This is a genomic window from Saonia flava, assembly GCF_011927795.1.
GTDB lineage: Bacteria > Bacteroidota > Bacteroidia > Flavobacteriales > Flavobacteriaceae > Saonia > Saonia flava.
Genome location: NZ_JAATJJ010000002.1, coordinates 466668 through 480857 on the forward strand (window position 1 = coordinate 466668; position 14190 = coordinate 480857).

The following is a 14190-nucleotide window of genomic DNA, read 5'->3' on the forward strand; positions in this document are numbered from 1 at the left end:
AAGTGTTGGCTTGATTGCTTTCAAATAATTTAATATCCTAAAAATTCGTACTTAGATTAAAACTAATAGACAACAAGAAATTGAAGAAAATGCAATTGATTTGTAGGAATTTTATACTAAATTTGAATATCTAACCATAATTCCTCACAATGCTGCAGATATTATTTGTTGAAATTGATGAAACTTTAAAATTCTTCTCTATTAACAAATTATCTGCTAGAACTATAAATTATAAATTGTAACAATGAAGTTATATATCAAATAGCTCTGTATTATATGTAGTGGTTTATGGAAAATATTGTTAATGGAAGAACTAAAAAAATCGATTAAAAAAAGATATATACTGTTCTTAGCTACTATTATATTAATTATAATACTAGTAGTGTTGATTGTTCAAAATAGTATCAATTCGCAAAAATCTGACGCCCATATATTAAATATAGCAGGAAGACAGCGAATGTTAAGTCAAAACATTGCCAAGCTTGCTCTTTTTATTGACAATGACCAAAACAACGCACCAGCCCCAAATACTCTTGAACAGCTAAAAGACCTTACGGATGACTGGGAAAACAAACAGAATTATTTAATCTCATCCAACAACCAGAATTATAATAGCGATATTATAGACTCATTGTTCAAAGTTATTGAGCCCAATCAAAATAAAATGTTGGCTGCCAGCAGAAACATCCTAAGGAATCCTGAGCCAGAAATAGTAAAAAGTTCAATAGATAGCTTATTGGAGGCCGAAGCTCCTTTTTTAATGACTATGGATGCTATAGTAAGCGAATACCAAAACGGAGCTGAAGTAAAGCTGCAAAAATTAAAAAAAACCATATACCTACTTGCTCTTATTGCTGGATTAATATTTATTGGGGAGTTTGTTTTTGTCCTATCTCCAGTTTTTAAACAACTATATCTAAGGAATAAGGAACTTGTAAGCAAGAATAATGAATTGGCAATATCTCAAGGAGAGATTAGCGCTAAAATTCTGGAAGTAAGCAATCTTAAAGCAGATTTAGAATTACAGCAACAACATAATAAAATATTTATAGATCAAGCACCTACGGCTATTGCCATGCTTGATAATGATATGCGCTATATAGCTGTTTCCCAGCGCTGGATAAGAGATTACAAAATGGAAGGGCAGGAAATTATTGGTCGTTCTCATTATGATATTTTTCCAGAAATAGGAGATGATTGGAAAAAAACCCATCAAGAGTGTTTAAATGGTGCTATTGATGTATGTGATGAAGCTCCTTTTGAACGGGCCGATGGATCTATACAATGGATTTATTGGGATGTGCGTCCTTGGTATGTTTCTGAAGGAATCATAGGAGGACTATTAATGCATACTGGCGATATCACCCACACAAAAGAAAAAGAGAACGAAAAGATTCGTATAGAAAGTATACTGGACAGAACAAATGAGGTTGCTAGAATTGGTACTTGGGAAGTTGATCTAATTAAAAATAAACTTTTTTGGAGTAGGATAGTATGTGAAATTCATGAAGTTCCTGAAGATTATGAACCAGATTTGGAAACAGGCATTAATTTTTTTAAGGAAGGAAAAAGTAGGGACACAATCAACCAAGTTGTTAAAGAAGCAATAGAAAATGGTACTTCGTATGATGTTGAAGTGGAGCTTGTAACCAGTAAAGGAAATATTCTATGGACACGTGCCATTGGACAGGCAGAAATGGTAAATGGTAGGTGCATACGACTTTTTGGAGTCTTTCAAGATATAAATGATATAAAAATTTCACAGCTAGCTCTAAACAAGGCTCATACTGAGTTAAAAGCTATATTTAACTCTGGTCCCATAGCAATAGTAACCACTGATAATGATGGGATTATTACTCTTTTTAACCAAGGTGCTGAAGAATTATTGGGCTACACCACTTCGGAAATGGTAGGGATTAAGCACCCAGAAATATATCATCTAGAGGATGAAATAATAGAATTTGGGAAAGATATATCCAAACGATATGGAAAAGATCCTATGCATATTGATCCTTTTTTGCAATTAGCTTCTCAAAATGAATCTGACACCCGAGAATGGACCTATCGTAAAAAAGACGGTTCCCTATTGCCAGTATTGCTGACACTTACAGCTTTAAAAGATGAAAATGGGCAAAAAATAGGCTTTTTGGGCGTATCAACGGACATTAGTGCTATTAAAAAAGCAAAGAATGAGTTGTTAAGAAAAAATCAGTTGTTAAGTTTTGCAGAAAAAATGACGATGATGGGAAATTATCAATGGGATGTTATTAACAACTCAGTGAAGTGGTCTACTAATTTGTATCAAATCTTTGGTCTGGATGAAACCAAGACGGATATAACTTATGAGACGTATTTCAATTTTGTTCACCCAGATGACCAAGAAAATGTTACAGGCTATGTACAACAGTCTTTAAAGGAGAAAAAATTTCACAATAATTTTATACATCGAATTATCTCTTCAGATGGAAAAACAAAAACTGTACACCTTTTGGGAGAAGTTATTACAAATAATTCTGGAGAAGCTGTTGAAATAATTGGTACTTGCCAAGATGTTACCCAGCAAAAAATGGCAGAAAATAAGTTTAGGGGATTATTGGAGTCGGCCCCAGATGCCATGGTCATTGTAAATGAAAAAGGAAAAATACAGCTGATCAATAAACAGGCGGAAAAGCTATTTGGCTACCCCTCTAAGGAATTACTCAACAAGCCTGTTGAAATATTAATACCCAAAAGATTTACAGGGAATCACCTAGGTCATCGTGATGGCTTTTTTGCCCAACCCAAAACAAGGGAAATGGGTCAAGGAAAGGAGTTGTTCGGAAAGAATAAAAAAGGAGAGGAAATTCCAATTCAAATAAGCTTAAGCCCTCTACAAACAGAGGAAGGATTGCTTGTGTCAGCAGCTATAAGGGACATTACGGAGCAGAAGGTGGCAGAAAACAAAATACTTGAAGCTAACGAAGGGCTTGAAAAGTTAGCTAAAAAACTTACCGTTCAAAATAAACAACTGGAAGACTTTACGCATATCACTTCTCATAACTTACGCGCACCCGTAAGTAATCTTAACTCACTTTTACATTTATATAAAGAATCTGAAACTCATGAAGAAAAGTCTTTTTTGTTTGAAAAGTTTGAAACCGTTATTCTTCATCTAAATTCTACACTGAATACCCTAATAGACTCAATAAAAATTAGGGATGGGGCCAAACAAGAAAAAGAAAACATATCATTCGAGGAAGTCTTAAGTAAAACTATGGAAATCATATCCAGTCAAATATCGGAAACGGACACCGTGATTAAAAGAGATTTTTCCAAGGCCCCTAAAATTCTTTACAATAGGACTTACTTGGAAAGTATTATTTTAAATTTAATGACCAATTCAATAAAATATAAATCTCCAGATCGCAACCCTGAAATATTCATTGAAACCGAAAACAATGAAGGGCAAATAAGGCTTAAATTTAAGGATAATGGGTTGGGAATAGATTTGGAAAGGCATGGCCATAAGTTATTTGGTCTAAATAAAACATTTCACAGACATCCAGATGCCAGAGGTGTAGGTCTATATATGACAAAAGCCCAAATAGAATCTTTGGAGGGAACCATTACAGCAACGAGCAAAATTAACGTGGGAACAACTTTTACAATAAATTTTTAATATGAAAACAATAGTTAAACCTTTTATAATAAGTATAGTGGATGATGATGATATTTATCAATTTACTATCGCCAGAACAATAAAAACACATGGATTGGCAAGAAAAATACTTACTTTTTCGGATGGAGAAAAAGCACTGGATTTTATGCTGGAAAATATTGGCAATAATGATGATTTACCAGATATTATCTTTCTTGACATCAACATGCCCGTAATGGACGGATTTCAGTTTATGGAAGAGTATGTAAAAATAAAGCCTAGAGTTGGTAAAAAAATAACCATATACATGGTCTCTTCCTCGGTAGACCCAGCAGATATAGAAAGGGCGAACAAAATAGGTGATATATCAGATTATATTATTAAACCTATACAGCCGGGAGAGTTATTGGGTATTGTGGAAGCTTTGGAAAAAAATGGAGATTTATAATAAAGCTGGAAAGAATTTCAAAGACAAGCATGCTTTCTAAAAGTATCGCATTTTAGGATATTTAAAGCCTTTTTGCTTCTTCCCAAAAAACATCCATTTCCGCCAAAGTCATTTCTTTTAGGGATTTTCCTATTTCCTTTGACTTGGCCTCTAAATATTGGAACCGTTTTATAAATTTTTTATTGGTGCGCTCCAAAGCATTTTCCGGGTTAATATCCAAAAAACGAGCGTAATTGACCATAGAAAAAAGAACGTCGCCAAACTCGTCTTCAATTTTACTTTTATCACCATCCTTAACTTCCTCGTGAAGCTCGGATAGTTCTTCTTCTACTTTTTCCCATACCTGCTCTGGCTTTTCCCAATCGAATCCCACTCCCGCAACTTTATCCTGAATTCTGTTGGCTTTGACAAGTGCTGGAAGGCTTTTAGGCACCCCTTCCAAAACACTGTTCTTACCTTCTTTTAGTTTAATATTTTCCCAATTTTGCTTTACCTCTTCCTCATTTTCAACTTTCACATCTCCATAAATATGTGGGTGACGATTTATCAACTTCTCACAAATACCATTTGCAACATCCGCAATATCAAAATCATCTGTTTCTGAACCAATTTTAGCATAGAAGACAATATGTAGCAATACATCCCCCAACTCTTTCTTTACCTCATCCAAATCATTGTCGAGTATGGCATCTCCCAGCTCATACGTTTCCTCTATGGTAAGGTGTCTTAAAGACTCCATGGTCTGTTTCTTGTCCCAAGGACACTGAGATCTAAGTTCATCCATTATTGTGAGTAAACGGTCAAAAGCCTGTAGCTGATTCTGTCTCGAATTCATTTAAAAAATATTTCTGTAAAAGTACAACTATTGGGAAGTTTTGTATGTGTTCTTTTTTTAGGTATTTTAGAGAAGAATATCCTACCCAGAATGAAAAATACATTAATTTTTCCGTTACTTTTTTGTCTAGTTGTTTTAATCAATCCTAAAATATCTGCACAACTTGTGGATGAAATTAGTCCCAATTTACTGGTAAATCCATGGGAAGCTAAATGGATTACGCATCCAGATATATTGGGAAATGAATATGGCGTATACCTTTTTAGAAAATCCTTTGAATTGGATGAAGTATCTAGTGAGTTTATTGTACATATATCTGCCGACAATCGTTATAAACTATATGTAAACGGCACCTATGTTGTCAATGGTCCTGCTGTGGGAGATTTAATGCATTGGAATTTTGAGAGCTTAAACCTAGCTCCCTATTTAAAAGAGGGAAAAAACGTAATTGCCGCCACGGTTTGGAATTTTGCAGAACAACGTCCAATGGCAAATATATCCCATAGTACAGGACTCATTGTTCAAGGAAATAGTGACAAGGAAAGCATTGTTAACAGCACTAAAGATTGGAAGGTAAAAAAAGATACATCCTACTCTCCCATACCTTATGTAGGAAGTGGATACTATGTTGTTGGTCCAGGAGAAGAATTCAAAAGTATAAACCACCCCTGGGGTTGGGAACACTTAACTTTTAATACTACTGACTGGAAAAATGCCAAAGAGTTAGACAATGGTAGGCCTTTAAAAAGTACCAAGCAATATGGAGGTGTCCCTAGATATATATTACAACCTCGAAAAATACCCTTAATGGAAGAAACGCCCCAGCAATTTGCAAGTGTTCGCCGTTCCAATTTATCAGGTATTCACGACGGTTTTATCACTGGAAAAAAGACACTACAAATTCCCGCCAATTCAAAAATAAAAATATTGGTGGACCATGGAACATTAACCAATGCCTATCCAACCTTCAACTATTCAAAAGGACAGAATAGTACAATTCAGTTCACTTTTGCTGAAAGCCTTTATGATGCTCATAGTGAAAAGAAGAACAGAAATGAAGTTAAAAACAAACAGATAGCAGGCACAAAAAACATACTTATTTCTGGTGGGGGCGATAACAGAACCTATACAACACTTTGGTGGCGAACATTCCGCTATGTAGAATTGGAAATTGAAACAAAGGAAGAACCTCTACTAATTCATAATTTCAACAGCACCTTTACTGGATATCCCTTTAAGGAACAGGCCACATTTACAAGTGATTATTCCATTCTTGAAGATATATGGGAAACAGGGTGGCGTACCCAACGTTTATGTTCTGGAGAAACTTTTTTTGATTGCCCTTATTACGAACAATTACAATATGTAGGGGATACTAGAATACAATGTTTGGTGTCTTCCTATGTGACCGGAGACAATACCATGTTCAAAAATGCCATTGCTTCCATTGGAAATTCCCGTATGCCCATTGGATTAACACAGAGTAGATTTCCCAGTCGAGAAGTTCAGATAATCCCTACCTTCTCCTTGGTTTGGATTACTATGCTCCATGATTATTGGATGTTGGATGGGAATGAAACCTTTATAAATTCCCATATTCCAGGAGTATTGGATGTTCTAAAATGGTATGAAGACCGCATGGATGAAACCCAAATGCTTGGGCATATGGAATGGTGGAATTTTGTGGACTGGGTTCCAGATGATAATTGGACTTCAGGAGTACCGTCTGGTGCACAATTTGGAAACTCAACAATAATAAGTTTACAGTACGTTTACACATTACAAAAAGCCTCGGAATTATTGACCGCTTTTGGCTTCATTGAAAAAGCGAGGGAGTACAATTCCTTGGCCGAAAAAATAAAAACTTCCGTATATAAAAACTGCTTTGTTCCGGAAGAAGGAATATTGGCAGACACTCCTAAAAAAAATAATTTTAGTCAGCATGCAAATGCATTGGGCATATTGACCAATATTTTTCCAAGAGATGAAAACAAGAATGTGCTAAACAAAATTTTAAGAAACCCAGGCATTGCAAAATGCACCTACTATTACAGTTTTTATTTGACGGAAGCCATGGAAAAAGCTGGAATGGCATCAGATTATATTGCTTCCTTAAAACCTTGGGAAAATATGCTGGATTTAGGGTTGACCACTTTTGCTGAAAAGCCAGACCCAACACGTTCTGATTGTCATGCATGGAGTGCATCACCAGTATACTATTTCTTGTCCTTGGTATGTGGTATAAAACCAGCCGAAGCAGGGTTTAAGTCAGTCACAATTACTCCCAATTTAGGAGATTTGGAATGGGTTGAAGGTTCGGTCCCCCATCAATTGGGGACTATCTCCGTAAGCCTAAAAAAGAAAGGTTCTGATGGGTTGGCGGGAGAAATACTCATTCCACAGGAATTAACAGGAACTTTTGTATGGAAAGGTAATAAGATAACATTACAAGGTGGATCCAATACTATAAATCTAAAATAACTACAACCCGACTAGAGCCAATGATTTTTTGATGGCTTCCATATTTATTTTAAGAGCTTCATCGTTCTCCATGTCATTCAATACTTGATTAAAAGGTTCTGTTCTTACTGGACCATCGTACCCAATATCAATTAAACCTTGTAAGAAATCCTTTAAATTAATAACTCCAGTTACCAATGGCAATTCTCTCTTTCCATCTTGTTGGTCCACACGTTTAAAACCTGAACGGGCATCATTTAAATCAACTGTAATAATGTCTTCTGGAGTTAAACTTCTAATGTCATCAATAGTATCATTGGCAGTGTACCAGTGAAAGGAATCCAATACAAACCCTACATTGCTTTCCCCAATTTCTTCAATTAGTTCTTTACCCTCTTTCATAGAGCCAATAAAAGGATACCTTCCCATGGTCATTAATGTCCGCATACCCAAATACTCCAACCCAAGACTAATCCCATAATCTTTCATCACCCGAACACACTCACCTAAACGGTAAGCATGTTGTTTCATGTTCTCGTTATAGGTAAGTTCATTGTGCGTAGAAATAATCCAAGTGTTCATACGGGTTGCCCCAACTTTTTCCAAAGCTTTACAATGTTCCCTGAGCCCTTTAAAGTCTTCATGGAATTTTGTTTTGCCTTGTCTATACTCAACAGGAATATTGGTGGACCCCCAACCAATGTTGTTTTCCTTCATTTTGGCATTTAACTCATCTATCTGTCCCGAAGAATATCCCATTAACTCTTTAGGGGAGGACACAATGGACTCGTATCCATATTTTATGGCATAATCCAATGATTCCTGTAAACTTGCTCTTACACCTATGGTTCCTGGGTTTAAACAAATCCTGAATTTCCGTTCGGCAGTGTTAGAAGTTCCTGCAGAAAAAAGTTGTATTGGTAGTGCAGTTGCTGCCGCTGCTGATGCAGATGATTTAATAAATTTTCTACGTTCCATTTAAAGATTCAATTTACTTAAAAACCCAATTTACGAATTAATCCGATTAGCAAAAATTAAACTTTAACATAGTTAAACATAGAATATGTTAAGTTTTTTACCCTCTTTTTATTTCAACTTTAAAAAATTGTATCTTAACTCAACTTAACAAAAAATGTTTTTTTAAATGAAAACCCTTAAAATACTTTTTCTTCTTCTATTCATGACACATCTTGGATTATCCCAAGAAATTATAAAATTACCCAATGGCCAAGAAACTTCTGCTGTGTGGGAAGGCAATGAAAAGGAATATTTTTCCAACATATGGCAAACCCAGGTGGTTACCAATGTCTCTATCCCAACTATGGAAGTATTTAGACCAGAAAATCCAAATGGTACCGCTGTTATTGTGGCTCCAGGAGGGGGGCTCTATGCCCTAAGTATTCTTAGTGAGGGTGATGATGTAGCAAAATGGCTGAACAAAAAAGGAATCACTGCATTTGTACTTAAGTACAGATTGGTTCCTACCGGTGAAGATGGGGTAAAAGAAATAACGGATGCCGGGACAACCAATCCCAACTCAATTTTTAAAAATGTACAACAGGTACTTCCACTTTCATGGCAAGATGGTCTCAATGCGATAAGCCATGTTCGCCAAAACGCCATGAAATATAATATAGATACCACCAAAATTGGCTTTATGGGCTTTTCAGCTGGTGGTGCGGTAACTATGGGAGTAGCCTTTAATTACACAAAGGAAAATAGACCAGATTTTCTAGTGCCCGTATATCCTTGGATGACGGTGATGGGTGAATATACTGTCCCAAATGATGCCCCACCAATGTTGGTGATCTGTGCTTCAGATGACCCCCTCGGTTTAGCTCCTGGGAGTGCCAAACTATACTCTGACTGGCTTTCTGCAGGTAAAATCGTAGGACTACATATGTACTCCAAAGGGGGACATGGTTTTGGTATGCGCACACAAAATCTTCCCTCCGACTCCTGGATAGAACGCTTTTATGATTGGTCTTTAGCTGAAGGCATTACAAATACCAAATAAAAACAACCAATTAATAACCAACCAAAACAATTATGGCAACAAGAAGAGATTTTTTAATTCAGTCCGCTATTTTTAGTGCAGGTACAGTATTACTACCGTCATGTGCTCTTGCACCTGGAGCAAAGGGGGGGCTAGGAGTACAGTTGTACACGTTTAGGGACGAAATGGCCAAAGATGCCATTGGAACTTTAAAAAAGATTGCTGAAATAGGTATTAAAAAAATTGAAACTGCACGAAGTGGAAAAGGACATTACTATGGACTTTCACCCAAAGAAATGAAAACTGTTTGTACCGATTTGGGCATGAGCCTTGTTAGTGGCCATGTACATTTAGATAAGAATTTTGACAAAACTGTGGAAGAAGCTGTAGAATCAGGTCAAGAATATCTTATTTGTTCTACCATGCCCACTAGAGGGCAAACTGTGGATAACTATAAAAGCGTCGCTGAGGCTTTTAATAAAGCAGGTGAAAAGTGCGAAAAAATGGGTATTCATTTTGGATATCACAACCATGAATATGAATATGAATCCGATAACGGACAAATACTTTATGATGTTTTGATGGATAATACGCAACCTGATTTGGTACATATGGAACTAGATTTAGGTTGGGTCATCGTCGCTGGTAAAGATCCAATAGATTATTTTAAGAAGTACGAAGGCCGTTTTCCGTTATGGCACTTAAAGGATATGGACATGGCCCACAAGGAAAGTACAGAATTTGGAAAAGGTGGTCTGGACATTCCATTGATGATGGCCAACCAAAAACTCTCTGGTGTAAAACATATCTTTATAGAACAAGAAGAATATGCAGGTGCGCCTATTGATAGCATGATTCATAATCTTGCGTTCATGGATAAGTTATAATCGAATTCATTTTTTTAGATTAAAAAAGACCGAGCAATTGTTCGGTCTTTTTTGATATTCATTAAAAGTTGATGATTGGTGAATGTTGAAATCTAATTTAGGCTACAACAATCATAGATACGGCTTCACTTGCGTTAAAGTTTCTACCGATCTTTGTATAAATTAAAAACATTTAATATGTCAAACAATAAAATTGCATTAGTAACAGGGGGTAGTCGTGGTCTGGGCAGGGATATGGCTATTAATCTTTCCAAAAAAGGAATAGATGTAATCATTACTTATAACAGAAACAAATCTGCTGCGGATGAGGTTGTTGAAGAAATAGAAAAAGAGGGGCAAAAAGGCTTAGTACTTCAACTGGACGTTTCAACAGTTGCTAATCATTCCAATTTCTTTGAAGAACTAAAAAATGGTTTGCAAGAAAAATTCAATGCTACTCATTTTGATTTTCTGATTAATAATGCTGGTACAGGTATCTACAAACCATATTTAGAAACAACAGAAGAAGATTTTGACGAAATGATTAACGTGCATTTTAAGGGCGTTTATTTTTTGACCCAAAAAGCTATTCCCATGATAAATGAAGGGGGTCGAATAATTAACATCTCATCGGGCTTGGCAAGGTTCTCCTTTCCCAATTCATCTGCGTATGCATCTGCAAAAGGCGCGGTGGAGGTTTTTACACGCTACCTAGCAAAGGAATTGGCACCAAGAAAGATTGGAGCTAATGTAGTTGCCCCTGGAGCCATAGCCACAGATTTTGGTGGTGGAGAAAATAAAACAAACGAACAGAAAAGGAATGCAGTGGCCAACTTTACAGCCTTAGGAAGAGTCGGAGAAGCAGAGGATATTGGAGGTGTTGTAACTTTTTTATGCTCAGATGATGCCAAATGGATTAACGGGCAACGTATTGAAGTCGCGGGAGGTATCTTTTTGTAAAGACTGAAATACAAACAACTTTTATTTAAAAATATGAAGATAGTTGTAACTGGTTCTTTAGGGAACATTAGTAAACCACTTGCGCAAATTTTGGTCCAAAAAGGACATTTGGTCACTGTGATCAGCAGCAATCCTGAAAGAAAAAAAGCCATTGAAGAACTGGGGGCAGTACCAGCTATTGGAACCATGGAGGATATTGAATTTCTCACAAAAACTTTTGGGGGCGTGGATGCTGTATACCTAATGGAAGCTGTCGACCAAGAGTCAATATTCAATCCAAATTTCGACATCATAGAAGCGTATTCAGAAATTGCCAAAAACTATAGACAAGCGGTAATACGCTCTGGAGTAAAAAAAGTGATTCATTTAAGTAGTATAGGCGGTCATACAACCGAAGGTAATGGTGTACTCGCCATGCATTATTATGCGGAGAAAAATTTGAATAAACTGCCAGATGATGTATCCATTAAATTCATGCGCCCTGCAGGCTTTTATACCAATCTGTATAGACAAATGCAAAACATAAAAGAAAAAGGAGCTATTGTTCAAAACTATGGCGGCAACACCAAGGAACCATGGGTTTCACCATTGGACATTGCGGCCACTATCGTAGAGGAAATAGAATTACCTTTTAATGGCAGAAAGATTAGGTACATTGCTAGCGAAGAAATTTCACCAAATGAAGTGGCCAGTATTTTGGGGAACGCCATTGGCAATCCTAATTTAAAATGGGTAGTTGTTAGTGATGAAGAAGTACTGAATGGAATGACAAGTTTTGGAATGAATAAAAAAATCGCCAAAGGTTTTATAGATATGCAGGCAGCCCAAGGAACAGGTGTTTTGTATGAGGATTACTATAAAAACGAACCTATTTTGGGTAAAACCAAATTTGCAGATTTCGCAAAGGAATTTGCAGAAATATATAATGGTTAATTTAGAGTAATGAAAATTAGGAGGATAAAAACTTTAAGTGAGTTTCATAAGCTCAGAGGCTTGCCAAGTCCAACGCATCCCTTGGTAAGTATTGTTGAATATGGTAAAACCAAAATCTTCCCAGAAAATATAGGAGAAAAATGGGTTTTTGATTATTATTCTATTGGAGTGAAGAGAAATGTGCCTAGACTCCGTTACGGACAACAAGAATATGATTTTAATGAGGGGTTGCTATCCTTTATTGCACCAGGGCAAGTTTTAAGCATGGCGCCAAACCAAAAAACAAGTTTAAAGCACTCTGGTTGGTTGCTTCTAATTCACCCGGACTTTTTTTTTAATACTGCTTTAGCGAAAACAATAAAACAATATGATTTTTTTGATTATTCTATTAATGAAGCCCTCTTTATGTCGGAAAAAGAGGAAGGTGTAATTGAAGCAATTATTACAAATATTAAACAAGAAATTGAAAGTAACATCGACAACTTTAGCCAGAGCATTATTATTGCCCAAATAGAATTGCTTCTTAGTTATTCTGAGCGGTTTTATCAGCGTCAATTCATTACACGAAAAAAAGGAAGCCATCTCATTTTAAATAAAGTTGAAGAATTATTGAGCAATTATTTTAATGATGAAAATCTAGCCAAAAAAGGCTTACCCAGTGTACAGTCGATCGCAGAAAATTTAAATGTCTCACCTAATTATTTAAGTGGATTACTAAAATCTTTAACAGGACAAAGTACCCAACAACATATTCACGAAAAATTGATTGCCAAAGCAAAGGAACAACTCTCCACTACACAGCTTTCCGTGGGTGAAATAGCTTATGAGCTCGGTTTTGAGCATCCACAATCCTTCAGTAAACTATTCAAGAGTAAAGTTAATCTTTCGCCTTTAGAATTTAGAGCACGTTTTAATTAGGTAATGAAAATCACTCCTTTTTTTCAACATCCTTATCCTTTTCCTTAATAGGTTTGTCTCGCCACCAAGTAGCTAAAGAAGAACCTGTGATATTCATCATTGGTCCAAAAACTGCCGGAGCAAGACCCAATGTAGCTACTTTGCCCATTTCCGTAGCCAAGCCGGATGCCAATCCTGCATTTTGCATACCCACTTCAAAAGCAATGGTACGACAGGATTTTTCATCAAGTTTAAACAACCTACATCCCCAATACCCCAAAAAGTAACCAGAAAGATTATGGATAAGTCCCACAAGAACTAAAAGAGCCCCCATAGCCAATAAATTATCCCTCCCGGCAGCGGTAATAACTGTTATAATTAGAGCAATACCAGCCATTGAGACCAGTGGCATGGCCTTGTCCAACCATTCTGTTTTACCATGAAAAAGCTTATTAAATACGAGACCTGCAACAATAGGCAGTATGGTAATCTTGGTGATACTCCACATCATGCCCCATAAATCTATTGGCACCAATTGGTCTCCCAACATTTTCATTAAAATGGGGGTAACAAAAGGAGCTAGCAATGTTGCGACGGTAGTCAAAGTAACAGAAAGAGCCAAATTGGCTTTCCCTATATAGGCCATTACATTGGAAGCCAACCCACTAGGAGATGAACCAATAAGAATAACCCCTGCCGCAATTTCTGGTGGAAATTTAAATAAAAATACCAATATGGCCCCAATTATGGGCATAATAGTAAACTGGCAGGCCAAACCAATAAAAACAGCTTTAGGGTTTTTGACCACCGCCCCAAAATCCTTGATACTCATAGCGGTGCCCATACCAAACATGATGATTTGCAATAAAGGAACAATGAGCGATTTTAATTGAAAATCGCCCCAACTAACAAAAACATTTGGATAATTCATGGCCAATGCCACTGCAGCAAAAATAATAAAGGCAAAGGAAAATCCTTTAACATTATCATACCCCCGAACTCCAATTGCCAGCGCCAGGAAAAAGAATACAAGCAATGGCCCAAAAATGGCATACTGCCCTGCGAAATAAAAGTAAGCACTCAAGACCGACAATACTAAAGCAGCCCACAATAGGTATTTATATATAGATTTCATATTTTATTTTAATGTTGGTTGGC

At 36.4% G+C, this 14190-nt stretch carries 11 protein-coding genes; 8 read left to right on the plus strand and 3 right to left on the minus strand.

Annotated elements, in window-relative coordinates:
• Positions 1-304: 304 nt before the first annotated feature.
• Positions 305-3658, plus strand: a complete 3354-nt coding sequence (locus GGR42_RS14205) for a PAS domain S-box protein (protein ID WP_167965366.1) — start codon at positions 305-307, stop codon at positions 3656-3658.
• 1 nt (position 3659) lies between these two features.
• Positions 3660-4085 (plus strand): response regulator, encoded by a 426-nt coding sequence (locus GGR42_RS14210; RefSeq protein WP_167965368.1) that lies wholly within the window; start codon positions 3660-3662, stop codon positions 4083-4085.
• Positions 4086-4146: 61 nt separating this feature from the next.
• On the opposite strand, the gene mazG is transcribed toward GGR42_RS14210, so the two are convergent.
• Positions 4147-4920, minus strand: coding sequence for a nucleoside triphosphate pyrophosphohydrolase (gene mazG / locus GGR42_RS14215; RefSeq protein WP_167965370.1), 774 nt, complete (start codon positions 4918-4920; stop codon positions 4147-4149).
• A gap of 90 nt (positions 4921-5010) precedes the next feature.
• Between mazG and GGR42_RS14220 the strand changes: the two genes are divergently transcribed.
• Positions 5011-7401 carry an alpha-L-rhamnosidase-related protein gene (locus tag GGR42_RS14220; protein WP_167965372.1) on the plus strand — a complete coding sequence of 797 codons (2391 nt, stop codon included), beginning with the start codon at positions 5011-5013 and terminating at the stop codon, positions 7399-7401.
• Here the strand turns inward: GGR42_RS14220 and GGR42_RS14225 are convergent, their stop codons facing one another.
• A complete protein-coding gene (locus tag GGR42_RS14225) occupies positions 7402-8358 on the minus strand; it encodes a sugar phosphate isomerase/epimerase family protein (RefSeq protein WP_167965374.1) in 957 nt (318 codons plus the stop codon).
• A 166-nt stretch (positions 8359-8524) separates the two neighbouring features.
• On the opposite strand from GGR42_RS14225, the gene GGR42_RS14230 reads away from it, so the two are divergent.
• The 5 genes from GGR42_RS14230 (at position 8525) to GGR42_RS14250 (ending at position 13053) form a co-directional block, all read left to right on the plus strand.
• Positions 8525-9397, plus strand: coding sequence for an alpha/beta hydrolase (locus tag GGR42_RS14230; protein WP_167965376.1), 873 nt, complete (start codon positions 8525-8527; stop codon positions 9395-9397).
• A gap of 32 nt (positions 9398-9429) precedes the next feature.
• Positions 9430-10263: a sugar phosphate isomerase/epimerase family protein gene (locus GGR42_RS14235; protein ID WP_167965378.1), complete on the plus strand. Its 834-nt coding sequence runs from the start codon at positions 9430-9432 to the stop codon at positions 10261-10263.
• A gap of 177 nt (positions 10264-10440) precedes the next feature.
• The gene (locus tag GGR42_RS14240) at positions 10441-11202 is read left to right on the plus strand and encodes an SDR family NAD(P)-dependent oxidoreductase (RefSeq protein WP_167965380.1); all 762 of its coding nucleotides are present in this window, start codon (positions 10441-10443) and stop codon (positions 11200-11202) included.
• A gap of 33 nt (positions 11203-11235) precedes the next feature.
• Positions 11236-12135, plus strand: a complete 900-nt coding sequence (locus GGR42_RS14245) for an NmrA family NAD(P)-binding protein (RefSeq protein ID WP_167965382.1) — start codon at positions 11236-11238, stop codon at positions 12133-12135.
• Between the two features lie 9 nt (positions 12136-12144).
• A complete protein-coding gene (locus GGR42_RS14250; RefSeq protein ID WP_167965385.1) occupies positions 12145-13053 on the plus strand; it encodes a helix-turn-helix domain-containing protein in 909 nt (302 codons plus the stop codon).
• A 10-nt stretch (positions 13054-13063) separates the two neighbouring features.
• Here GGR42_RS14250 and GGR42_RS14255 read toward each other — a convergent pair whose 3' ends face one another.
• The gene (locus tag GGR42_RS14255) at positions 13064-14167 is read right to left on the minus strand and encodes a bile acid:sodium symporter family protein (RefSeq protein WP_167965387.1); all 1104 of its coding nucleotides are present in this window, start codon (positions 14165-14167) and stop codon (positions 13064-13066) included.
• Positions 14168-14190 lie beyond the last annotated feature (23 nt).

Coding starts and splice junctions, on each gene's coding strand:
- GGR42_RS14255 (WP_167965387.1), bottom strand. CDS start 14,167: ATGAAATCTATATATAAATACCTATTGTGGGCTGCTTTAGTATTGTCG.
- GGR42_RS14230 (WP_167965376.1), top strand. CDS start 8,525: ATGAAAACCCTTAAAATACTTTTTCTTCTTCTATTCATGACACATCTT.
- mazG (WP_167965370.1), bottom strand. CDS start 4,920: ATGAATTCGAGACAGAATCAGCTACAGGCTTTTGACCGTTTACTCACA.
- GGR42_RS14245 (WP_167965382.1), top strand. CDS start 11,236: ATGAAGATAGTTGTAACTGGTTCTTTAGGGAACATTAGTAAACCACTT.
- GGR42_RS14225 (WP_167965374.1), bottom strand. CDS start 8,358: ATGGAACGTAGAAAATTTATTAAATCATCTGCATCAGCAGCGGCAGCA.
- GGR42_RS14240 (WP_167965380.1), top strand. CDS start 10,441: ATGTCAAACAATAAAATTGCATTAGTAACAGGGGGTAGTCGTGGTCTG.
- GGR42_RS14235 (WP_167965378.1), top strand. CDS start 9,430: ATGGCAACAAGAAGAGATTTTTTAATTCAGTCCGCTATTTTTAGTGCA.
- GGR42_RS14210 (WP_167965368.1), top strand. CDS start 3,660: ATGAAAACAATAGTTAAACCTTTTATAATAAGTATAGTGGATGATGAT.
- GGR42_RS14220 (WP_167965372.1), top strand. CDS start 5,011: ATGAAAAATACATTAATTTTTCCGTTACTTTTTTGTCTAGTTGTTTTA.
- GGR42_RS14205 (WP_167965366.1), top strand. CDS start 305: ATGGAAGAACTAAAAAAATCGATTAAAAAAAGATATATACTGTTCTTA.
- GGR42_RS14250 (WP_167965385.1), top strand. CDS start 12,145: ATGAAAATTAGGAGGATAAAAACTTTAAGTGAGTTTCATAAGCTCAGA.